This window comes from Nocardia seriolae NBRC 15557, from assembly GCF_007990715.1.
Taxonomy (GTDB): Bacteria; Actinomycetota; Actinomycetes; order Mycobacteriales; family Mycobacteriaceae; genus Nocardia; species Nocardia seriolae.
Genome location: NZ_BJWY01000032.1, coordinates 20,245 through 43,384, shown reverse-complemented (window position 1 = coordinate 43,384; position 23,140 = coordinate 20,245). Strand labels below are relative to the sequence as shown.

At 69.9% G+C, this 23,140-nt stretch carries 15 protein-coding genes and 1 pseudogene; 8 read left to right on the top strand and 8 right to left on the bottom strand.

The window, feature by feature from the left end:
- The first annotated feature begins 44 nt into the window (after positions 1-44).
- Positions 45-3,812 carry a bifunctional RecB family nuclease/DEAD/DEAH box helicase gene (locus NS2_RS12745; protein ID WP_052086316.1) on the top strand — a complete coding sequence of 1,256 codons (3,768 nt, stop codon included), beginning with the start codon at positions 45-47 and terminating at the stop codon, positions 3,810-3,812.
- Positions 3,813-3,820: 8 nt separating this feature from the next.
- Here NS2_RS12745 and NS2_RS12740 read toward each other — a convergent pair whose 3' ends face one another.
- Both NS2_RS12740 and NS2_RS12735 read right to left on the bottom strand, forming a co-directional pair.
- Positions 3,821-4,999, bottom strand: coding sequence for an amino acid deaminase/aldolase (locus NS2_RS12740; RefSeq protein ID WP_033087565.1), 1,179 nt, complete (start codon positions 4,997-4,999; stop codon positions 3,821-3,823).
- A 58-nt stretch (positions 5,000-5,057) separates the two neighbouring features.
- The gene (locus NS2_RS12735) at positions 5,058-5,540 is read right to left on the bottom strand and encodes a hypothetical protein (protein ID WP_033087564.1); all 483 of its coding nucleotides are present in this window, start codon (positions 5,538-5,540) and stop codon (positions 5,058-5,060) included.
- 380 nt (positions 5,541-5,920) lie between these two features.
- On the opposite strand from NS2_RS12735, the gene NS2_RS12730 reads away from it, so the two are divergent.
- Positions 5,921-6,655, top strand: coding sequence for a tyrosine-protein phosphatase (locus tag NS2_RS12730; RefSeq protein ID WP_033087563.1), 735 nt, complete (start codon positions 5,921-5,923; stop codon positions 6,653-6,655).
- 26 nt (positions 6,656-6,681) lie between these two features.
- On the opposite strand, the gene NS2_RS12725 is transcribed toward NS2_RS12730, so the two are convergent.
- Entirely contained in the window at positions 6,682-7,917 is a 1,236-nt protein-coding gene (locus tag NS2_RS12725; protein WP_071343650.1) for a class I adenylate-forming enzyme family protein, read from the bottom strand.
- Between the two features lie 333 nt (positions 7,918-8,250).
- Entirely contained in the window at positions 8,251-9,045 is a 795-nt protein-coding gene (locus tag NS2_RS12720; protein ID WP_033087562.1) for an enoyl-CoA hydratase/isomerase family protein, read from the bottom strand.
- Positions 9,046-9,244: 199 nt separating this feature from the next.
- On the opposite strand from NS2_RS12720, the gene NS2_RS12715 reads away from it, so the two are divergent.
- Positions 9,245-10,279 carry a glutathione S-transferase family protein gene (locus NS2_RS12715; protein ID WP_045437180.1) on the top strand — a complete coding sequence of 345 codons (1,035 nt, stop codon included), beginning with the start codon at positions 9,245-9,247 and terminating at the stop codon, positions 10,277-10,279.
- Here NS2_RS12715 and NS2_RS12710 read toward each other — a convergent pair.
- On the bottom strand, positions 10,264-10,737 hold the full coding sequence (locus tag NS2_RS12710) for a VOC family protein (protein WP_081985858.1): 474 nt from the start codon (positions 10,735-10,737) through the stop codon (positions 10,264-10,266). The genes NS2_RS12715 and NS2_RS12710 overlap by 16 nt on opposite strands.
- 5 nt (positions 10,738-10,742) lie before the next feature.
- Complete coding sequence (locus tag NS2_RS12705) at positions 10,743-11,582, bottom strand: helix-turn-helix domain-containing protein (protein ID WP_036546123.1); 840 nt, start codon at positions 11,580-11,582, stop codon at positions 10,743-10,745.
- A gap of 124 nt (positions 11,583-11,706) precedes the next feature.
- Here NS2_RS12705 and NS2_RS12700 point away from each other — a divergent pair, with 124 nt between their 5' ends.
- The 3 genes from NS2_RS12700 (at position 11,707) to NS2_RS12690 (ending at position 14,373) form a co-directional block, all read left to right on the top strand.
- Positions 11,707-12,423: a hypothetical protein gene (locus tag NS2_RS12700; protein WP_033087580.1), complete on the top strand. Its 717-nt coding sequence runs from the start codon at positions 11,707-11,709 to the stop codon at positions 12,421-12,423.
- Entirely contained in the window at positions 12,420-13,232 is an 813-nt protein-coding gene (locus tag NS2_RS12695) for an ABC transporter ATP-binding protein (RefSeq protein WP_261772279.1), read from the top strand. The genes NS2_RS12700 and NS2_RS12695 overlap by 4 nt, the downstream gene beginning before the upstream one ends.
- Positions 13,233-13,584: 352 nt before the next feature.
- Positions 13,585-14,373, top strand: coding sequence for an ABC transporter permease (locus NS2_RS12690; protein ID WP_033087559.1), 789 nt, complete (start codon positions 13,585-13,587; stop codon positions 14,371-14,373).
- Positions 14,374-14,419: 46 nt separating this feature from the next.
- On the opposite strand, the gene NS2_RS12685 is transcribed toward NS2_RS12690, so the two are convergent.
- Complete coding sequence (locus NS2_RS12685) at positions 14,420-14,953, bottom strand: VOC family protein (protein ID WP_033087558.1); 534 nt, start codon at positions 14,951-14,953, stop codon at positions 14,420-14,422.
- Positions 14,954-15,101: 148 nt separating this feature from the next.
- Between NS2_RS12685 and NS2_RS12680 the strand changes: the two are divergent.
- Together NS2_RS12680 and NS2_RS12675 are read left to right on the top strand one after the other, a co-directional pair.
- A pseudogene (locus NS2_RS12680) lies at positions 15,102-18,951 on the top strand (ABC transporter ATP-binding protein).
- A gap of 112 nt (positions 18,952-19,063) precedes the next feature.
- A complete protein-coding gene (locus NS2_RS12675; RefSeq protein WP_081985857.1) occupies positions 19,064-22,834 on the top strand; it encodes a multifunctional oxoglutarate decarboxylase/oxoglutarate dehydrogenase thiamine pyrophosphate-binding subunit/dihydrolipoyllysine-residue succinyltransferase subunit in 3,771 nt (1,256 codons plus the stop codon).
- Positions 22,835-22,934: 100 nt separating this feature from the next.
- Here NS2_RS12675 and NS2_RS37420 read toward each other — a convergent pair whose 3' ends face one another.
- Positions 22,935-23,060, bottom strand: coding sequence for a hypothetical protein (locus tag NS2_RS37420; protein WP_256255711.1), 126 nt, complete (start codon positions 23,058-23,060; stop codon positions 22,935-22,937).
- Between the last annotated feature and the right edge of the window lie 80 nt (positions 23,061-23,140).

Genomic DNA, 23,140 nt, shown 5'->3' with positions numbered 1-23,140 from the left:
GGTGCGGGTGTCGGCGGAGGAGAGGCACAGGAGGGCCGCGATTGATGCTGTTCGGTGATCGTGTCGTGTGCAGCACCGGTGACCTGGTGACGGCGGCGCGCTGTGAGTTCGCGCTGCTGCGCGCGCTCGACGCCGAACTGGGACTGGTGGCGCCGGTCGACGTCCAGTCACCCGGCGCGCTGACCCGCACCCCCGATCCGGCCGTCGAGCACCGCCTGGCCGATCTGCGCGACCGCTACGGCCCGGCTGTCACCCGCGTCCGCCTATCCGGGCCCGCCGCCCACGCCCTCGAAAGCGCCGCGGTTGTCTCCGAGGAACTGCGCGAGCGCGCCCTGACCGGACTAAGCGACGCCCACGCGCAGACCCTGACCGCGCTGCGCGCGGATGCCGAGGCGGTCGCGGGCGGCGTGGTGTTCGACGACGACTTCGTGGCCCGCTGCGAATTCCTGCTGCGCGATCACGCACCCGAGGGGCACGACTACATCGTGGCCGGGGTGGCCGGGCGGCGCGGCGGCGTCACCACCCTGCTGGGACTGGCCGCGGCCGCGGAGGCCTTACGCGGCAACGGATTCCGCGTATCCCCGCAGGCGCGGGTGTGGGAGGACGGGTTCGCGGTCACCCACACGCTCGCCGATATGGCGGTGGTGTACCAGGCCCGGCGCGCCCGGCTGAACCTGATCGTCGACGCCAAACTGGGCGAACTGCTCCCCGTGCAGTGGGGCGACCGGCGCTTCCTGGCCTGCGGCCGCTGCCCCACCTGCACCGCCGAACTCGAGACCCGCCGCGACCTACTGCTGGTGGCGGGCATGCGTCCCGCCACCCGCGCCCACCTACGCGACGCCGGCATCACCACCCTCGACCGCCTGGCCGTCGCCGACGCCGCGGTCACCGGCATCCCCGCCGCCACCCTCACCACCCTGCGCCGCCAGGCCGAGGTCCAGATCCTGCGCGAGCGCACCGGCCGCCCGGTCCACGCCCTCATCGACCCGACCGCCCTGGCCGCCCTCCCCACCCCCACCCGCGGCGACCTCTTCGTCAGCGTCACCCCGGCCCCGGCCCCCGACGCCCCCGGCTGCACCCGCGCCCCCTCCGGAATCGCCTACACCACAGGCGATCTGGTGGTGACCATCCGAATGGCGGCCGAATACCCGCACCGCGCCGCCACCCCTGCCGAACCGGCTCATACACCCACCCCATCGGTCCCCGGATCGGCCACATCGGTCCCCGCGCTCGCCGCATCGGGGCTCGCACCCGCCACTGCGGCGCATGAAATCGCCGACGGGACAACCCGATCGGCCGGAGCACAAGACCCTTCAGACCGGGACGAGTTCCATTCGGACCCTGGTCGCGGTGCGGCGCCCGCGACCACGGCCGGGCTCGCACCGGTGAACGGGCCTGCGGCCGCCGCGGCGCAGCCGCCCGCCGACTCCGGGGAGCTCACCACCGGTCGGTTCGCCCGATCGCAGGGTCGCACCACGATCGCGATGGACGCGCCGGGGCCGATGCCGGGCGTGAGCACGGTCGCGCTGGGGTTCGTGGCCGCGCCGGCGGCTCCGAAATCGGAGCGCACCTTCGTTGTTCGCGTGGCGGGCCGCGGGCCGGTTGCGCGGCGGCGGGATGACGCGGATGCGCTGCTGGGGTTCCTCATGGAGTGCGAGCGCGAGTGCCCGGAGTTGCGGATCCATCATTACCGGGGCGATCTGCGCGGGCTGTTGCACGGGATCGGGGAACGGGATTCCGAGGGGGAGGATGTGGTGGCCGAACTGCTGCCCGCCCTGGTGGATCTGTATCCGGTGGTGCGGGCCGCGCTGGTCGTGGGTGAGCGGTCCTACGACCTGCATCAGCTGCCGCCCAATCAGGAGGAGAACGACGGCGGGGCGGAAGCCGTACTGCGGCTGCGGGATTGGCTGCTGGAACTGGCGGCCGAGCACCAGGTGCGGCCGAGCCGGCGGTGGGCGTACGACTACGCGGAGACCGGGCCGGACGAAATCGAGGCGGCGCTACGGGAATTCGCGGAGAGCGACGGCGAGCAGCGCGGCGAAGCGCAGGAGGCGGCCGGGCTGGCGGCCGCGGCGCTGGGGTATCACCGGCGCGAGCGGCGGCCGCTGCGGTGGGCGCACGATGATCGGCTCGATCATCCGGTGGCCGAATGGGCCGATACCGCAGGGGTTCTCGTCGCGGACTCGGGATCGGTGGATACCGACTGGCACAGCACGGGGCAGCTTCCCATGCGGCGCTATCTGACGTTGACCGGGCGGCTCGGCACCGGCAACGCACCGCCGCCGGGTACTGCGGTGCTCACGCTGTACGACCGCCCCGCGCCCGGCATGAGCGCGGCCCCGGGCATCCGGGCGCTGGCGCACGCCACCGTGCTCGGCTGCGCCCTGGACACCAGTTTCGAGGATGTCGTGCGCGTCGTCGAAATGCTGCCCGAGGGCTGCGAACCCTACGACGAGCTGCCCACCGCCATCGCGCCGTGCCCGCCCGGCCACGACATCCAGCTGTCGGAAGCCTTGGAGGACACCGCGCATCAGCTGCTGGTGACCCTGCCGCAGGTGCCCGAGACCGCGGTATTCGACATCCTGTGCCGCCGCCCGCCCCGGCTGCGCTCCGGCGCGGCCCTGCCCGAGGTGTTCGGTGATCACGCCGCCGCGGTCACCGCGGCCGTGTTGGATCTCGCCGATTCCTATGTGGCCGTGCAGGGCCCGCCCGGCACCGGCAAGACCGACACCACCGCCCGCGCGGTGGAAAGGCTTGTCACGCGCTACAAGTGGCGCGTCGGCGTGGTAGCGCGCTCGCACCAGGTGGTCGAGCACGTCCTGGACGCGGTGGTGCAGGTGGGCGTGCTGCCGGAGCTGGTGGCCAAGGCCGACACCCGGTCGGTGGCCCCGGAGTGGCTGCCCATCGAGGCGTCTCGGTATCCGCGTTTCCTCGACAATGCGGTGAACGGCTGTGTGGTGGGCGGACTTTCGACCGACTTCACCGATCCCGACCGCATCGCCCGTGGCAGCCTGGACCTGCTGGTCATCGTGGATGCCGGAAAGTTCCCGCTGGCCGAGGCGATGGCGGTGGCGGTGGCCGCCCGCAACCTGCTGCTGGTCGGCGATCCCACTCCGCCCGCGGGCCGCGGCGCGCATCCCGAACCCATCGCCGAATCGGTGCTGGGCCGGCTGCTCGGCGCGCACCGCACCCTGCCCGCGGACTACGGCTACTTCCTGGACCGCACCTGGCGCATGCATCCGCGCATGTGCGGCCCGGTGTCGCGGCTGCGCTACGACAACCGGCTGCGCTCCAATGAAACCGTCACCCTGGCAAGGGAACTCGACGGCATTCCGCCCGGCGTGCGCACGGTGCCGGTGGAGCATCACGGCAACGGCACCGAATCCGCCGAGGAGGCACGGGAGATCGTGCGCCAGGTGCGCACCCTGCTCGGCCTGCCCTGGCAAACCGGCGCGCTCACCCGCCGCCTGCACCCGCACGACATCCTGGTGGTCGCGCCCTATCACGCCCAGGTGGCGCGCATCCGAACCCTGTTGTCGCGGGCCAGGATCGAGGACGTCCTGGTCGGCACCCCCGACCACTTCCAGGGCCGGGAGGCCGCGGTGGTGCTGGTCTCCATGACCACCTCGGCCCCCGACAACGCCCCGCACGGCATCGGCGCGCTGCTGTCGCGGCACTGGCTCACCAGCGCCATCTCGCGCGCCATGTGGTCGGCCATCATCGTGCGCTCACCGCTGCTGACCGAATACCTCCCGGCGACCACGGCCGAGCTCTCCGACCTGGCCGCGGTCCTGCAACTCGATCGGGTCTGACCGCCCCGTCAGCCGAAGCAGTGGCCTTCGCCGCGGTAGGTCGGCACGGTGGTGCGGCTGCCGTCCGCGTCGACGAGGTGGACCTCGTTGAATCGCTCGCAGAGTTCGCCCGCCTTGGCGTGCCGGAACCAGACGCGGTCACCGATCCGCAATCCGCCCGCATTGGTCAGCGGGGTCTGTACCTCGCCCGCGCCCTCGGTGCCGATCAGCTTCAAACCGCTGGGCCACAACGGCTTCGGGACCCGCGTGGCACCCGCCGGGCCGGAGGCGATGTAGCCGCCGGAGAAGACGGTGGCGATGCCCGGCGCGGGGCGGCGCAGCACCGGGGTGGCGAAGTACATGGACGGGCGCGGGGCCAGATTGCGGTAGCCGTCGAACAGCGTCGGCAGGTACAGGCCCGAGCCCGCGGTCACCTCGGTGACATCCGGGTCGGAGATGCTGACCTCGATGGATCCGGTACCGCCGCTGTTGACCAGTTCCAGCTCGCCGACCTCCGAGCGCACCGCGGCCAGCACCTGGCGGCGGCGCTTGCCGATCTCGTCGGCCGAGAGCTTCTTCACCAGGCGCACAGCGGGATTGGAGTCCGGCAGCCCGGCGATCTGGGCCTCGTAGGTCATCAGGCCCACGACCCGGAAACCGCGGGAACGGGTTTCGGCGGCCAGCCGGGCGGCCTGCTCGGGGGTGCGAATCGGCGAGCGGCGTACGCCCAGGTGCAGCGGGCCGATGCGCAGCGAGGCATCGACATCCAGACACACACGGGGAGCGACCTTTTCGCTGCCGACGGCGTCCCGGATCAGATCCAGCTGGTCGGTGTCGTCGACCATGAGCGTGATGGAGTCGAGCAGCAGCTGGTCGGCGGCGAGTTCGGCCAGCGCGTGCCGGTCGACGGTCGGGTATCCGAGCAGCACATCGCGGGCTCCCTCGCGCACCAGCCAGATGGCTTCGCGCAGTGAGTAACCCATGATGCCGGCGAAGCCGCCGGAAGCTGTCAGCTTGGGGCCCAGCACTTCTTCGAGCACGGCGCGGCAGCGCACGGATTTGCTGGCAACCCGGATGGGCACGCCGCGGGCGCGGCCGACCAGGTCGGCGGCATTGGCGCGCAGGGCGGTCATATCGACCGCGGCGAAGGGGGGCTCGAGGTCGGCGGTGGCCGCGTGCAGCCCGCTGATCGGCGACGGATCGGTCACCAGATCATTCGACCACGAACCTGGTCACGCGTCCAGTACTTGTTTCCGGGGCGGGGACTCAGGGCACGTCGACGGCCTTGGTGGACAGGTAGGACACCAGGTCGTCGAGCACGACGAGCGAGATCTCGTCATCGCAGTCGGCGAGCCAGCGCAGCACCATGCCCTGGATGACGGCCAGCAGATAGGCGGCGATGGCGTCCACCGGTTCCAGCCACTGGGTGCCCGAACGGCTGGCACACAGTTCCAGGAAGGCGGTGACATCGGCGTCCATGTCCCGGAACATGGCCGTGGCGACCGGGTCCGGCACGCAGGCGGCCTGGTTCTCCCAGCGCTGCCGCAGCACCTGCAAGGTGGACTCATAGGCGCGTAACTGCCGGTCCGGTGAGGATTTCAAGATCGGCCACAGTGTGCTGACACCCGCGTGCAGCAGGATGCGCAGGGCACGGTTACCGCTGAAGTCGAGCGACCCGGCCGTCTTTTCGATGGCCTCGGTCATGGCCGGACGAAGTCCGACCTGGGTGATTTCTCCACTTGCGCTCAACGACGACTCCCTTAGCGAAAGAACTCGCGCACCTCGCCTGCGCGGCTCGCTCAACGGGTTGCGCTCGAGTATCGACCTCTGTAGATCGGCGTTGATCTTTCCGGTCAGTACACCGGCGTACCCGTTCAACGGGTATCGATGGTACGTCGTTTTCTGGCTCGACAACCAGCTTTGATAGCCAGTTCCGTACCGCAAGAATGTTTTGTTACCTAATTGGAACTGGGCCGCGATCGAATGGGAATGATCAAATTGAACGATCCCCTGGTAAAGCTGTTGATGGGACCACTCGGTATTTTAGGGACCGGTGTGCGGCGAAACATAGCGTGTGTGCGCGAGCCCACACCCCGGACGCATTCGCGGCTCATCGATAACCTGACGGTGTGACTTCTGCGCGCCACGACCAATTCCGGATCTCCGGCACCTTCAACTTCCGCGACCTGGGCGGGGCCCGGACCGCCGACGGACGCATTGTCCGCCACGGCGTCTTACTACGGTCGGCCCAGCTCAGCCGCGTCGACGAGGCGGGATTGGCCGTGCTCGCGGAGCTCGGGGTGACCGATGTGCACGACCTGCGAGGGTTCGCCGAGATCGACTTCATCGGCCACGACGTGGTGCCGGACGGGGTTCGCCTGAGGGTCACTCCCTTCGACTCGCGCATGGGCGAGACCCCGCCGCACGAGGCGCGCGCCGAGGACACCGCCGCCGCCCACATGCTCGAGGTCTACCGCCTCTTCCCCGCCCTGCCCGAGGCGCACGCCGCCATCCGGGCGCTGGCCGAATCGGTGCTGACCGGGACCGCGCTGGTGCACTGCGCCGCGGGCAAGGACCGCACCGGCTGGGCCGTGGCCACGCTGCTGCGCGCGGTCGGCGTCACCGAGGACGACATCTACGCCGACTACCTGCTCAGCAATGACGCCGTCCCCACCCTGCGCGCGTTCATGTCCGCGGAGGCGAACCGGGAGCTCTCCGACGACCTGCTCGGCGTGCGGCCCGAGTACCTGGAGTCGGCCTCGAAGTCCATGCACACCATGTACGGCGGCATCGAGGGCTACCTCGCCGAAATCGGCATCACGCCCGACGTGCGCGAGGCCCTGCACATCCGCCTGCTGGACTGAGCCAACGTCCAGCCGCGCCACCAAGGTCAGTCCGCGGCCGCCCGGCGGACCAGGCCGTCGGCGTCGATGCTGACCTGGTTGCCGGTGTGGAACCACGACCCGGTGAAGCGGGACTGCGTGGTCTGCGGATCGTTCCAGTAGCGCGGGGTGACATTCGGTCCCCGGCACAGCAGTTCGCCGTGGTCGGCGGCCGCGCGCGGCCCCCACAGGGCCAGTTCGGTTCCGCCGAAGGCGAATCCGAGCGTGTCGCGGCCGGCCGCGTCGTCGTCGCGGGCCAGGCCGATGCCGGAGGTCTCGGTCGCGCCCCAGACCGACCACTGACGTGCCGCCGGGAAAACCTCGCGCAGGCTGGCCGAGACCGCGTCGGACACGTCCGGGTCGGCCGCCGCCAGTTCCGCGCGATGCCCGGCGCTGCACACCTGACGCACCTGCTCCACCCGCAGTCCGGCCAGGTCGGGCAGCAGCCCGGCGAAGACTCGGGGCGTCGCCGAGATCATGTCGATCCGTTCGGCCACAAGGGCTTCGGGCACCGCGGACCGGTCGGGGGTGAGCACCACGGTGCCGCCGACCGCGAAGGTGGGCAGCAGCTGGTCGACGCAGCCGCTGGCGTGGGCCAGCGGCAGCAGCACCAGATTGCGCAGGCCGTCGGTGGGCAGCTCCAGCGCGCCGATCACGGATCGGATTGCGGAGAGCAGGTTCTCGTTGGTCAGCTCCACCCCTCGCGGCCCGGTCTCGGCACCGGTGGTGTAGCAGAGCAGCGCCAGCTCGCCGAGCGAGGCGCCGTCGTCGATGAATGCCGCGGCGTCGGGCAGCGCCTCGCCGAAGCCGGCCGCGCGGCCGCCGCCGTCGAGCACGAAGTCGGTGCAGGCGTCGCGAATCACGCGCTCCGCCACCGCGTCCGGGAGGCCGTCGTGCACCAGGACCGGCACCGCGCCCGAGAGCAGCGCGCCCAGGAAGGCCTGCACCCAGCGCGCGCCGACCGGCATGCGCACCGCCACCCGGTCGCCGTAGCCGATGCCGTGTTCCTGCAGGCCGCCGGCGATGCGGGAGGCCGAGTACCAGAGTTCGCGGTAGGTGAGCCGGGGGCCGCCGATCTCCACCACGGCCTCGCGGGCGGCGAAGGTGTGCACCTGGATGTCGAGTAGCTCGGTGAGCGCGGGCGTGAGATTGCCGTAGCGCAGGATGCCGTCGGCGGCGCGCGCGAGCGGGTTCTCGCGCCGACCGTTTCGATAGTGCGGGTATTCCACGAGTAACTGCGACATCGTCCCTCCGAGTGCCTCGTAAGCCCTGCCAGGCATGAGTGACTATATGATGCAGGTCACAACCTTGGGCGGATTGTCGGCAAACGGATGTCAGGGTTTGACGCCACGGAAACAGACAACCGCCCTGTGAAACCAGGCTTCCCCCGGGCGAGCCTGCGGAAACGTCGGATTCGCGGTGCCTTTCGCACAGCCACACCGCAATTCACCGCCGGGCGGTTTTCATTACCCCCCCAATTTCATCCCCATGCAGGTGAGGGGCTTGACACGCCCGGGGGACAGCCGACACACCCGGGCGCGCAACGCGACCGGGCGGTCGAAACCCCGGGCCGGGGCCTACTTGCCTGTGTACGTGGCCTTTCCGGGCCCGACATCCAGGAAGCTGCGCACCGCGTTCTTCAGATCCTCGGTGCCGAAAAGTTGCCCGGACACCTCCGGCGTCACCGAATCCGCGTGCGCCACACCGCCGGAACGCCACGCCTCGATGATCGCCTTGGTGGCGGCGTGCGCCCGGGTCGGGCCGTCGGCCAGGCGGGTCAGCAACGCGCGGGCGGCGGTGTCGACGTCCTCGTGCACGGCGTTCACCACACCCCAATCGGCCAGGGTGGCGGCGTCGTAGAGGTCACCGGTCATGACGAACTCGCGGGCGCGGCCGGAACCGGCGCGCTCGGCCAGCCGCTGCGGGCCGCCCATCGACGGGGTCAGGCCGACCACGGTCTCCACCAGGCCGAACTTGGCCTTCGGGGCGGCCAGGATGATGTCGCAGGCCAGCGCCATTTCGAAGGCCGCGGTCAGGGTCAATGAGTGGGCCGCGAAGACGACCGGGCAGGGCAGCGCCTCGAGCGGATGGATGATGCGCGCGAACAGGGTCCGCCACAGCTGCGCGCCCTCGTCCTCGGTCAGGCCGTCGAAGACGTGCACGTCCACGCCGCCGGACACCAGCTTGCCGTCGGCCCGGATGAGCAGTGCCCGGGGCGGATTCGCCGACAGCTCCTCGAGATCCACCGCGAGGGCCTCGAGCAGCGCCTTGTCGAAGAGGTTGAGCGGCGGACGGGCGATGGTCAGAATCGCCGCGTCCGCGCCGCCCGCGGTCACGGTGCGTTCCAGACGGGTCGGCTTCGAGTCAGTCATGAGAGCGAATGTATGCGGCCGCTCACTTCGCGAACAGACCGGGCACATAACAGGTTCGATCCGGCGAAGAACACCCGATGGTTCGCGGCCGTCTCGATTCTGGACCGACTGGAGCGGGGGAGCGTAGCGGAGGAGCGGAGGGAGGGAAGAATCGAGACCTCAGGGCCGCGAACCCGCCCGGAGCGAAGCGGAGGGCAAAATGGCACAGGTGACCACGTCGAAATCCGAACCGGGGACCTATGTCGAGCCCGGTGAATTCAAGCGGGACACGAACTACATCGACACGCGGATAACCGCGGACGGGCGGGACGGATATCCGGTCGAGCCCGGCCGGTACCGGCTCGTCGCGGCCCGAGCGTGCCCGTGGGCCAATCGCACGCTCATCGTGCGGCGGCTGCTCGGGCTGGAATCGGCGCTGTCGCTGGGACTGTGCGGGCCCACCCACGACAAGCGCAGCTGGACCTTCGATCTGGATCCCGGCGAGGTGGATCCGGTGCTGGGCATCCACTTCCTGCGGGACGCGTACCTCGAGCGTTTCCCGGACTACCCGCGCGGCATCACCGTGCCCGCCGTCGTGGACGAACGCAGCGGGGCGGTGGTCACCAACGACTACGCGCAGCTGACCCTGGACTTCTCCACCGAGTGGACCGAGTTCCACCGGCCCGGCGCGCCGCGGTTGTACCCGGAAGACCTTCGGGCGGAGATCGATTCGGTGAATCGCCGGGTCTACACCGAGGTCAACAATGGCGTGTACCGGTGCGGGTTCGCGGGCGGGCAGGACGCCTACGAGGCGGCCTACGATCGGCTGTTCACCGCGCTGGACTGGCTGTCGGAGCGGCTGGCCACCCAGCGGTATCTGGTCGGCGACACCATCACCGAGGCCGATGTGCGGCTGTTCACCACGCTGGTCCGCTTCGATCCGGTGTATCACGGGCATTTCAAGTGCAATCGGGACAAGCTCACCGAGCTACCGGTGCTGTGGGCCTACGCCCGCGACCTGTTCCAGACCCCGGGCTTCGGCGACACCGTGGATTTCACGCAGATCAAGCAGCACTACTACATCGTGCACACCGACATCAATCCGACGCGGATCGTGCCCAAGGGCCCCGAACTCGGCGACTGGCTGACCCCGCACGGTCGGGAATCCTTGGGCGGCAAGCCGTTCGGCGACGGCGCCCCGCCACCTCCGCCGGTCGACGCCGAACGGGTGCCCGCCGGTCACGGCGCGGTCTGATCCGATCCGGTGCGGTCTGATCCGATCCGGCGCGGTCCGAGCTGCTCCCTCGTCGCGCCCCGGTAGGTGCCGAAGCTCCAGTAGACGCCTTCGGGGTCGCGGCAGGTGAAACCCCTTGATTCGTAGCCGGTTTCGTCGCGCAGTTCACGGGTGACGTTCGCGCCCGCCGCCTTTGCCCGGGCATACAGCGCGTCGGCGTCGTCGATGGCGATATAGACGGAGCCGACGCCGGGCGGCTGGCAGTCCAGCGCCATGCCGTCGCGGACGCCGCCGAGCATGATCGCGCCGCCGCCCGGCCAGGCGAGTTCGGCGTGATGGACGATATCGCCGTCGGCATAGCAGGCCCGGGTCTCGAAGCCGAAAGCCTTTTCCAGGAACGTGATCGCGGCCTTGGCGTCGCGGTAGACCAGGGTCGGCCAGACGACGGTGGTCTGTACAGGTGTTGTCGTTTCGCTCATGCCACTCACCCTCCCGCCCCGGCCACTTCTCGGTCTTGGACGAATGGGAACTCCTCGCGCTCGCGCCACACCGAGGGCGGCATGCCCGCCAGCTCCCGCCATTCCCGGGCCATGTGCGCCTGGTCGTAGTAGCCGCTGATGGCGGCCACCTCGGCCAGCGGCGGCAGCACCGGATCGCGCAGCAGCCGGTGCGAGCGTTCGAATCGCGCCACCCGGACCGCGTCCTTGGGGGTGATGCCGAACTCGGCGCTGAAGCGATTGCCCAGATGCCTTCGGCTCCAGCCGATCTCGTCGGCGACGGCGGCCACCCGCACGGCCGGGTCGGGCCCGGACAGCAGGGTCCACGCGCGAGCGAGTCCGTCGTCCCAGGGCACCGGCCGCACCCGGCGCAGCAGGATTTCGTCGAGAACGGCGAAGCGTTGCGGCCACGAACTCAGCGGCGACAGCCGTTCCCGCAGTTCGAGCGCGCACGGGCCGAGCACGTCGGACAGGTCGACGATCCACGATCCCAGCGCCGCCGCGGGCATCCCGAACAGCGCCCGGCAGCCCCCGGGCGTCAGATTCAACTGCACGCCGTGCTGGAACCCGTTGTGCACGATCACCGCCGGATGCGTGGTGAGCCCGCTGGCCAGCATGTCCCAGCGCCCACCGAGCTGACCGGGCTGCGAGGAGACCGCGATGTCGATCGGCTCGCCGATGGTGACGATCACCGTCAGCGTCGAACCCGGCATCCCGACATGCGTGCCCGGCGCGAACCCGCGCAGCAGATAGCCCTCGTACCCGAGGACGAATGCGCGCAGTCGCGGATCGGGAACACCCGACGCGCCTTCGGACACGCCTGCCACGCGCTCCACCCTAGGCCGATCTTGCGTGTCGCGGGACCTTCCCATCCGGAACCGGTCTATCTCGCGAATCGTTGTCGGGGTGCCATACAGTTTGGCGCAGGACCGCACTATGAAGGGGTTGTCGATGTTCAAGGCCGGGTTCGAGAAGGCGGTCGTCTCCCTGCGCGACAACGGGGCCCAGGTGCAGGCTCCGGCTGTCGCCAAATACGTGGGCAAGCTGCGCGAGTCGCATCCGGGCGAGTCGCCCGCGCAGCTCATAGCGCGCATCGAGAAGCTCTATCTGAATACCGTGACCACCTCGGGCACGGCGGTCGGCGCGACTGCGGCGGTGCCCGGCGTCGGGACGGTGGCCTCGCTGGCCGCCATGAGCGCGGAGACGGCCTTCTTCCTGGAAGCCTCGGCGGTGTACACCCTGGCCGTGGCGGCCGTGCACGGCCTCGCGCCGGAGGACAAGGAGCGCCGCCGCGCGCTGGTGCTGGCCGTGGTGCTCGGCGAGAGCGGCATGGAGATCGTGGAGAAGAGCGTCGGGCACTCGGCCAAGAACTGGGGCAGCCTGCTGGCGGGCAAGATCCCGGGGCTGTCCGCCATGAACGATTCGCTGCTCAAACGGTTCATGGTCCAGTTCATCGCCAAGCGCGGGGCGCTCATGGTCGGCAAGGTGATTCCGGCCGGAATCGGCGCGGCCATCGGCGGTTTCGGCAACCGGGCGCTGGTCCACGGCATTGTCGACAACTCCCGCAAGGCATTCGGCGCACCGCCGCTGACCTGGCCGCAGCCCCTGATCGTCGAGGCCGATCCGCTGCCCTCCGTGGAGGCACCGGCCTGGGACAAGCGGCCGTGACCCGGCCGCTCGCCTTCGCCGCCGCGGGGCTGACCAAGACCTTCGACACCGAACCCGCCGTCGAGGACGTGAGTTTCGTGGTGCCCGCGGGCAAGGTGGCGGCCCTGGTGGGCCCGCACGGCGCGGGCAAGACCACGGTGCTGCGCATGCTGCTCGGGCTGCTGACACCCACCTCCGGCACCGCGAGCGTGGGCGGCCCCGGCTCGGGGGCGCGCCCCGGGCGGCAGGTGATCGGGGCGATGCTGACCCCGCGCGGGCTGCACCCCGCCCGCAAGGTGTCCGCGCAGTTGCGCGTATTCGCCGCCGCCACAGGGGTTTCCGATGAGCAGCCGAACGAACTGCTGACGCTGGTGCGTCTGGGCGAGGTCGCCGGTCAGCGCATCGGCACGCTGCCGGAGAGCGCCCGGACCCGGTTGGCGCTGGCGGTGGCCCTGCTCGGCGACCCCCCGCTGTTGGTCCTCGACGATCCGGGTACCGGACTCGACCTGCGCGAAACCGCCTGGCTCAACGACTTTCTGCGCGGGCACGCCCGCCGCGGCGGCACGGTGCTGCTGACCTCCCGCACCCTGAGCACCGTGCTGGCCATCGCCGACGAGCTCATCGTCCTGGACCGCGGCCGCGTCGCCTACCAGGGCAGCCCCGCCCGGCTGCGGCGCAGCCACCCGGATCGGCTGCTGGTCAAGGCCACCAGCCCGATCGCGCTGGCCACCACACTGGCCGCCCAGGGCTTCACCGACACGGTCATGCGCCCCGACGGCCGGCTCGCCGTGGCGGAAGCCTCACTGACACAACTGGAATCGGCCGCCTAGGCCGCCCGGGTCCAGCTCACCGAGATCACCCAGGAACACATCCACCCGGACCAGGTCCTGGCCGCCCTCACCCACACCGGAGCCCCTACCCCGGCCTACCCGGCCGCGCCCGGACCCTACCGGTGACCGCCCCGCACCGCGCCGGAATCCGCGGCCCCTCCCACCATCCCGGCCCGCGCGAGACCGTGATCTCGCCCAGCGCCGTGGATTCCGGTCAGCAACACACCGGAACGACGGAACGGCAGCACGCCCGAACGACGAAGCGACAGCGCGCCGGAACGGTGGAACGCGGCGTCGGCGGGGGCAGGCGACCCGCGCGCGGGCCCGGCGACGCTCGACGAAAGGACCCTCGATGAACCTGACGGTGCCACCGGTGGTGGTGCGGGCCGCGAATTCCGAAGTGCGCAAGGTGACTTCGGTGCGGCTGAACCGGCTGATCGGCGGCGGGGTCGTCGCCGCGGGGGTGGCGGCGTTCCTCGCGCTGGGCACCGGGTTCCAGACCGGCGGGGAGCACGAGACCGGGTTCAGTTCCGGGACGGGCTGGGCCGCACTGCTGACCACCTGGGTGCTGGTGCTGACGGTCGCCGCGGCGGCGGCCTTCGGCGCGCTGGGCTCGGCCACCGAGTTCAAGACCGGCTCGATGGCGCTGAGCACGCTGTTCACCACCGACCGGACGCTGCTGCTGGGCTCGAAACTGGCGGTGGCGGCGGCGTTTTCGCTGGGCACGGTGCTGGTCACGGAGATCCTCGGCGGCGCCGCCATGCGCCTCGCGGGCGGCTCGCGGGTGCCGCTGGACGCCGGATTCTGGGGCGTGCTGATCGGGCTGGCGCTGGCGGCACTGTGCTGGGCGGTGATCGGAACCGCGCTCGGCTTCGTGCTGCGCTCCCCGACGCAGGCGCTGGCCGCCGTGCTGGGCTGGGCGGTGCTGGAGCCGCTGATCTGGATTACCGTGCGCGCCATCGGATTCGGCGGGCTGGCGGCCATCCTGCCGGTGGCCTCGACAGTCGGGGCGATCAGCGGCGGACGCTACGCCAAGAGCGCGCTCATCGCGCCGACACCGGCCGCCATGGCACTGCTGGTGCTGTGGAGCGCCGCGGCCGGTGCGACGGGCTGGTGGTTCTTCACCCGCCGCGACATCTGATCGGACCCGATCGGCGAACCGGCCTCCGACCCGATCGGCACAGTCCTCAGGCGCGGTCGGCGAACAGCCGACGCCACACCTCGTGATCGGTGCGCGGGCCGCCCGGGGTGTCCGCGCCGTATTTCGCGACGAGGCCGGGCAGATCCAGCGGCACACTCGGCGCGGTCATGGCGGCCAGCTCGGCCTCGACCGCCGCGTCGGGAACCAGCCAGCAGACCTCGAATTCGATGCCGTCGGGATCGGCGGCATAGAGCGCCTTGGTGGAGGCGTGATCCGACGCGCCGGTGAGCGCACCGGCCACGGTCAGCGCGTCGCGAACGCGCTGGAGCTCGCCGAGCGTGTCCACCTCCCAGGCCAGGTGGTAGAGCCCGATCCGGCCGGTGCGGTGCGCGACCGCCGGGTCGGGTGACCGGAACAGGCCCAGGTCATGGTCGTTCGCCGAACCGGCGGCCTGGAGGAACACCGCCTCCGGGAAGCCGCCGGGCAATCGGCGGAAGCCGAGCACCTCGCAGTAGAAGGCGGCGGAGCGCTCCACGTCGGAGACGAACAGGACGGCGTGATTGAGGCGCTGAATCGGCATGCCTCCAGCCGACCACGCCGACCTGCACCGCACAAGACGGCGTCCCGGGTGTCGGTGACCGGGTGGATACTGAAGAGCTGGGCGGACACTGGAACCGCCGAGTTCGGGCGGGAACAAAGTGGGGGTGGGAAGATCGTTGTTCTCCGGGATGAATTCGATGGATGTACAGAGAGACCGCGGCTGGCTGCGCCGACTGTGGCAGCGGTGCCGGGAGCACCCGCAGCTGCTCGCCGGGCTGGCGCTGGCCGTCACGCTCGGCGGGATCGTCGAGGTGACCGGGCCGCTGCTGGCCAAGCGCGCCCTCGACGGCGCGACCGCCGGTGACACCCGCATCATCGCCGCCACCGCCGGGGCGCTGGGCGTGGTCGCCCTCGGCCGGTTTCTCGCCTCCTTCGGACGCCGCATGCTGGCCGGGCGGCTGGCCCTCGATGTCCAGCACGAATTGCGGGTCGACCTGCTGGGCGCGCTGCAACGTCTGGACGGCCCGGGTCAGGACGCGCTGCGCACCGGGCAGGTCATCTCACGCTCGATCAGCGACCTCACCCTGATCCAGGGGCTGCTCGCCATGGCCCCGTGGTCGGCACTGGCGGCCGCGCAATTCGTGCTGGCCGCGGGCGTGATGCTGTGGCTCTCAACGCCTTTGGCGCTGGCGGCGCTACTGGTGGTGCCGGTGCTGGCGCTGGTCGTCTACCGGGTCCGGCCCCGCCTGTACGCGGCCACCTGGTCGGCGCAGCAGCGGGCCGCCGACCTGGCCCAGCATGTCGAGGAGACCGTCACCGGGGTGCGCGTGGTGAAGGGCTTCGGGCAGGAAGCCCGCATGGTCGGCGTGCTGGAGCGGCACGGCCGCAAGCTGTACGCCGAGCGCATGCGCGCGGCCCGCATCGACGCCCGGTTCAGCCCGACCCTGGAGGCGATCCCGCAAGCCGGGCTGGTCGCGGTGATCGCGGTGGGCGGGCTGCTGGCCTTCCGCGGCAGCATCGGGCTGGGCACCTTCCTGGCCTTCGTCGCCTACGTGTCCACCATGACCAACTCCACCCGCGTCATGTCCTACGTGGTGGTGACCGCGCAGCTGACCCGCGCCGCCGCCGACCGCGTGCACCAGGTCATCGACAGCGCACCCGAACTCATCGATCCCGAAGAGCCCCTGGACGTTCCGAACGGCCCCCTGGGCATCGACATCGCGGGCCTGTCCTTCGGATTCGAGCCCGGACGGCCGGTACTGCGCGACTTCACACTGAACATCGCCCCCCGGGGAAACGGTGGCCATCATCGGGCCCGCCGGGTCTGGCAAGTCCACGCTGAGTCTGCTGCTGCCCCGGTTCTATTCACCGGAGTCGGGCCGGATCAGCCTGTACGGCAAGGACTCCCGCGCCGATATCGCCGACCTGCGCGCCGCCGAACTGCGCGCGGCGGTCGGCGTGGTGTTCGACGAGGCGTTCCTGCTCTCCGACACCATCGCCGCCAATATCGCCCTGGGCCGGCCGGAGGCCACCGAGGCCGAGATCCACGCAGTGGCCAAACAGGCCGCGGCGGACGAGTTCATCGACGCCCTCCCCGACGGCTACGACACCGTCGTCGGCGAACGCGGCCTGACCCTCTCGGGCGGCCAGCGCCAGCGCATCGCCCTGGCCCGCGCCCTGCTGGCCGACCCGCGCATCCTCATCCTGGACGACGCCACCTCCGCGGTGGACGCCGTCACCGAGGCCGCCATCTTCGCCTCCCTCCCCACCGACTCCGGCCGCACCACCCTGATCCTGGCCCACCGCGAATCCACCCTCGCCCACGCCGACCGCGTAATCCGCCTGCCCGCACCGGAATCCGCCGCCTCGGGTCCCGCCACCCCCGGCTCCGGCCTCGGCATCAGTCCCGGAACCCGCCCCGACATGGGCACCACCCCCGGCCGCTCCAGCGTGTTGCCGCATGGAATCTCTTCTGCCTCAGCAGATTCCAGCAAGGACAGCGCCGGAGCGACGGCGACGACCGATCCGGATGAGCCGCCGACCCAGGCTGAGGAGCCGGATCGCGATACGCCGGAGGAGGTTCGGCGGGTGCTGGGCAAGCTGCCCGCGCCCACCGAGCAGCCCGGGCTGGATTCGGCCGGGCTGCGGGAGCCCGATCCCGGGTTCCGGCTGCGGCATGCGCTGGGGCTGGTGAAATGGCTGGTCGCCGGGACCATGGTGCTGCTCGCGCTGGATGCGGTTGTGGGTGTGGGGTTCCCGTCGATCGTGCGCTACGCGGTCGACTCCGGGGTGGGCAAGCACGACGGTGCGGCGCTGGTGCGGGCGGCCGGGATCGGCGTGGCGCTGGTCGCGCTGGGCTGGATCGTGGCGGCGACCTCGGTGCTGTGGAGCAATCGGGCCGGGGAACGGGTGCTGTTCGGGCTGCGGGTGCGCAGTTACGCGCATCTGCAGCGGCTGGGGCTGGACTTCTACGAGCGGGAACTGTCCGGCCGCATCATGACCCGGATGACCACCGACATCGACGCGCTGTCCACCTTCATGCAGACCGGGCTGCCGAACGCGCTGGTCGCGCTGCTGACGGTGGGCGGAATCACGGTGGCGCTGGCGGTGATCGACCTGCGGCTGGCACTGGTGGTCTTCGTGTCGCTACCACCGCTGCTGGTCGGCACCTGGTGGTTCCGCAAGGTGTCGGACGCGGCCTACAGCGCGGCGCGCGAGCATTCGGCCACCGTCAACGCCGACTTCGCCGAGAACGTCGCGGGGCTGCGGGTCGTCCAGGCCAATCGGCACGAATCGATCGCGGCGACCCGGTTCGCGGGCTACTCCGACAACTTCCGGGTCAGCCGGATGCGGGCGCAGCGGGCCATCTCCGTCTTCTTCGCCTTCGTCGGCATGTGGGCGGATCTGGCGCTGGCGGCGGTGGTGTTCACCGGCGCGTGGGCGGTGGCGCGCGGCTCCACCACCCCGGGCACGCTGGTCGCCTTCGTCCTCTATCTACAGCTGCTGTTCGGGCCGATCATGCAGCTGTCGCAGCTGTTCGACGGCTATCAGCAGGCGCGGGTCGGGTTGCGGCGCATCGGGGAACTGCTGCGCACGCCCTCGTCCATCGCCCCGGATCCGGCCGATCCGGCCGTCATCGACGGGCGGCTGCGGGGCGAGGTGGCGTTCGAGGATGTGCACTTCCGGTACCCGGGCGCGAACCGGCCCGCCCTCGACGGGGTCGACCTGACCATTCCGGCGGGCGGCAGCCTGGCCCTGGTCGGCGAGACCGGTGCGGGCAAGTCGACCATCGTGAAGCTGCTGGCCCGCCTCTACGACATGCCCCGAGAACCGGTGTCAGGTGAGCGGAATCACGAAATTCCCGACGGTGTTACCCCGTTCTCCATAGCGGAAAGGCATGATACGAGCCACGATTCGACTCACTCCGGCGCAATCCGCGTGGATGGCGTGGACATTCGCGACTATCGCCTCACCGAGTTTCGTTCCCGGCTGGGCGTGGTGCCTCAGGAAGCTCACCTGTTCACCGGAGACATTGCCAGCAACATTGCATTTGGAAAACCATTGGCGAGTCCCGCGGAGATCGAGGCGGCGGCCGCGGCGGTGGGCGCACTGGCAACCATCCAGGCATTGCCGCACGGCATGGCGCAGCCGGTCGGGGAACGCGGGCGCGGGCTCTCGGCGGGGCAGCGTCAGCTCATCGCCCTGGCCCGGGCCGAGCTGGTCCGGCCCGATCTGCTGCTGCTGGATGAGGCCACCGCCGTCCTGGACCCGGCCGCCGAGGCATCGGTGCTGGTGGCCAGCGAATCCGTGACGCGCGGACGGACTTCGGTGATCGTGGCGCACCGGCTCGCCACGGCCGCTCAGGCCGATCGCATCGCGGTGGTCGAACACGGGCGGATCAGCGAAATCGGGTCGCACGAAGAACTGCTGGCGGCGCGCGGCGCGTACTACCGGCTGTGGGCTGCGGCCCGGGCGATGGAAGGAATATTCTCGAGCGAGGACGAGTCGTCACGAGAGAATGTGTCCGCTCGGTGGTAGCCATGCCCGTGGGCGAACAGGGGTGGGCATATCCTCAGTGGGGGCGCATCGGCGCGCATCCGCCGATTACCCGTGCCGGGCACGTCACAAACGTCGCAGCGCGAAGAACGAAATGAGGCGAACACCTGCTGTGAGCAGCTCAACAGACCAGTTCGGACAGAACCAGTGGCTTGTCGACGAGATGTACGCGAAGTACAAGCAAGACCCGTCGTCCGTCGACGAAAGCTGGCACGAGTTCCTGGCGGATTACACCCCTGAGAACACTGCCGAATCCGGTAACAACAGCCAGGCGGCCGCCGCCGTCGTCGCTCCGGCTCCCCCCGCCGCTGCGGCCCCCGCGCCCGTCGTGAATTCCACCCCTGTAGCCCCTCCCCCTCCGGTCGTCCCCGCGCCCGCCCCGGCTCCCGCTCAGGTTCGAGCCCCCCAGACCACTCCCGCACCCGCGTCGAACGCGGCCCCGACCTCCGGTGGTCCGAAGCCCGCCGCCGAGGACGAGACCAAGGTGCTGCGCGGCCCCGCCGCGGCCATCGTCAAGAACATGTCGGCCTCGCTGGCGATCCCCACCGCTACCTCGGTGCGCGCGATTCCGGCCAAGCTGATGATCGACAACCGTCTGGTCATCAACAACCATCTCGCCCGTACCCGCGGCGGCAAGATCTCCTTCACCCACCTGCTGGGCTACGCGATCGTGCAGGCCATCAAGGCCTTCCCGAACATGAACCGGCACTTCGCCGAGGTCGACGGGAAGCCGAACTCGGTCACCCCGGCGCACACCAATCTCGGTCTGGCCATCGACCTCAAGGCCAAGGACGGCAGCCGTTCGCTCGCGGTCGCGGCCATCAAGAACACCGAGGGCATGACCTTCGCGCAGTTCCACAGCGCCTACGAGGACATCGTCCGCCGCGCCCGCGACTCCAAGCTGACCACCGACGACTGCGCCGGCATCACCATCTCGCTGACCAACCCGGGCACCATCGGCACCAACCACTCGGTGCCGCGCCTGATGCAGGGCCAGGGCGCGATCATCGGCGCGGGCGCCATGGAGTACCCGGCCGAGTTCCAGGGCATGAGCGACGGCCAGCTGGCCGAGCTGGGCATCGGCAAGCTGATGACGCTGACCTCGACCTACGACCACCGCGTCATCCAGGGCGCGGAGTCCGGCGACTTCCTGCGCACCATCCACAACCTGCTGATCTCCGACGAGTTCTACGACGAGATCTTCCACGGCATGGGTGTCCCCTACGAGCCGGTGCGCTGGCGCAAGGACATTCAGGAACGCGGCATCGACAAGTCGACCCGCGTGCAGGAGATGATCAACGCCTACCGCAGCCGCGGCCACCTGATGGCCGACACCGATCCGCTACGGCTGGTCAAGGACAAGTTCCGCTCGCACCCGGACCTGGATGTCACCCAGCACGGCCTGACCCTGTGGGACCTGGACCGCGAATTCAATGTCGCGGGCTTCCACGGCCAGGAGCGCATGAAGCTGCGCGACGTGCTGTCCATCCTGCGCGACGCCTACGCCCGCCACGTGGGCGTGGAGTACACCCACATCCTGGATCCCGAGCAGCTGCGCTGGATTCAGGAGCGCGTGGAGCAGAAGCACGCGAAACCCACTGTGGCCGAGCAGAAGTACATCATGTCCCGGCTCAACGCGGCCGAGGCGTTCGAGACCTTCCTGCAGACCAAATACGTCGGCCAGAAGCGCTTCTCGCTCGAGGGCGCGGAGTCGGTCATTCCGATGATGGACGCCGTCATCGACCAGTGCGCCGAGTACGCCCTCGACGAGGTCGTCATCGGCATGCCGCACCGCGGCCGCCTGAACGTGCTGGCGAACATCGTGGGCAAGCCCTACTCGAAGATCTTCACCGAGTTCGAGGGCAATATGAACCCGGCCGCCACCCACGGTTCCGGCGACGTGAAGTACCATCTCGGTGCGCGCGGCACCTACCTGCAGATGTTCGGCGACAACGAGATCGAGGTCTCGCTGACCGCCAACCCGTCCCACCTCGAGGCCGTCGACCCGGTGCTCGAGGGTCTGGTGCGCGCCAAGCAGGATCTGCTCACCAAGGAAGACATCGTCGCCACCGGCGAGGAGAACCGCTCGTTCTCCGTCGTGCCGCTCATGCTGCACGGTGACGCGGCCTTCGCCGGCCAGGGTGTCGTCGCCGAGACCCTGAACCTGTCGGGCCTGCGCGGCTACCGCACCGGCGGCACCGTGCACATCGTGGTGAACAACCAGATCGGCTTCACCACCGCGCCGGAGTACTCGCGCTCCACCGAATACTCCACCGACATCGCGAAGTTCATCGGTGCGCCGATCTTCCACGTGAACGGCGACGATCCGGAAGCCTGCGTGTGGGTGGCCAAGCTCGCCGTCGACTACCGCCAGAAGTTCCAGCGCGACGTCGTGATCGACATGATCTGCTACCGCCGCCGCGGCCACAACGAGGGCGACGACCCGTCGATGACCCAGCCGGGCATGTACGACGTGATCGACACCAAGCGCTCGGTCCGCAAGGCGTACACCGAGTCGCTGATCGGCCGTGGCGACATCTCCATGAAGGAAGCCGAAGACGCCCTGCGCGACTACCAGGGTCAGCTGGAGCGGATCTTCAACGAGGTGCGCGAGCTGGAGAAGTTCCCGCCGGAGGCGTCGGAGTCGGTCGAGGACGAGCAGGCGATGCCGCCGAATCTCATTACCGCCGTGGACAAGACGGTGCTGCAGCGCATCGGCGACGCGTTCGTGAACGTGCCCGAGGGCTTCACCGTGCACCCGCGCGTCAAGCCGGTGCTGGAGAAGCGCCGCGAGATGGCCTACGAGGGCAAGGTCGACTGGGCCATGGCCGAGTTGCTGGCCTTCGGCTCGCTCATCGACGAGGGCAAGGCCGTCCGCCTGACCGGTCAGGACTCGCGCCGCGGCACCTTCTCGCAGCGGCACTCGGTGATCATCGACCGCAAGAACGGTGACGAGTACACCCCGCTGCACAACATCGGGTCGGCGAACCCGGGCTGGTTCGCGGTGCACGACTCGGCGCTGTCGGAGTACGCGGCGGTCGGCTTCGAGTACGGCTACTCGCTGGGCAACCCGGACGCACTCGTGTTGTGGGAGGCGCAGTTCGGTGACTTCGTCAACGGCGCGCAGTCCATCATCGACGAGTTCATCTCCTCCGGTGAGGCCAAGTGGGGCCAGCTCTCCGAGGTCGTGCTGATGCTGCCGCACGGTCACGAGGGCCAGGGTCCCGACCACACCTCGGGTCGCATCGAGCGCTTCCTGCAGCTGTGCGCCGAGGGTTCGATGACTGTGGCGGTCCCCTCCACCCCGTCGAACTACTTCCACCTGCTGCGCCGCCACGCCCTCGACGGCATCCGCCGCCCGCTGGTGGTCTTCACCCCGAAGTCCATGCTGCGCAACAAGGCCGTGATCTCCGAGGTCGAGGACTTCACGGACAACAAGTTCCGCACCGTGCTCGAGGAGCCCACCTACGAGTCGGGCAACGGCGACCGCACCAAGGTCAAGCGAGTGCTGCTCACCTCCGGCAAGATCTACTACGAGCTGGCGGCCGAGAAGAACAAGCACAACCGCGAGGACGTGGCCATCGTGCGCGTCGAGCAGCTGTACCCGATCCCGAAGTTCCGCCTCAACGAGGCCCTGGAGCAGTACCCGAACGCCACCGATCTGGCGTGGGTCCAGGAGGAGCCGGCCAACCAGGGTGCGTGGCCGTTCTTCGGCCTGAACCTGCCGGAGATCCTCCCGGCCCGGTTCGGCAAGCTGCGCCGGATCTCGCGTCGCGCCATGTCGGCCCCGTCCTCGGGTTCGTCCAAGGTGCACGCGGTGGAGCAGCAGGAGATCATCGACGAGGCGTTGGCTCCGACCGTCTGATCGGACCGACACACGGCGAAACGAAGCCGCCCGCTGGATCTTTCGATCCGGCGGGCGGCTTTTCCGTTGCGCGGGTGCGGATTACCTGTCCGCGTCGCCCTTACTTGTCCGCGTCGCCCGCGGCGTCGGCGGAATCGCTGGTGCCCTTGATGTCCCAGGCGGCCATCATGGCGGCGATGCCGTCGGCGGCGGCGGTTTCCTGGGTGTTCGATTCCTGATCGGACATTGCGCATACCTCTTTCTGCTACTTCCCTAGCGAAATTAATGCTACCGACCAGTTTTGGTAGGTGCCCGCCGGGAAGTCGC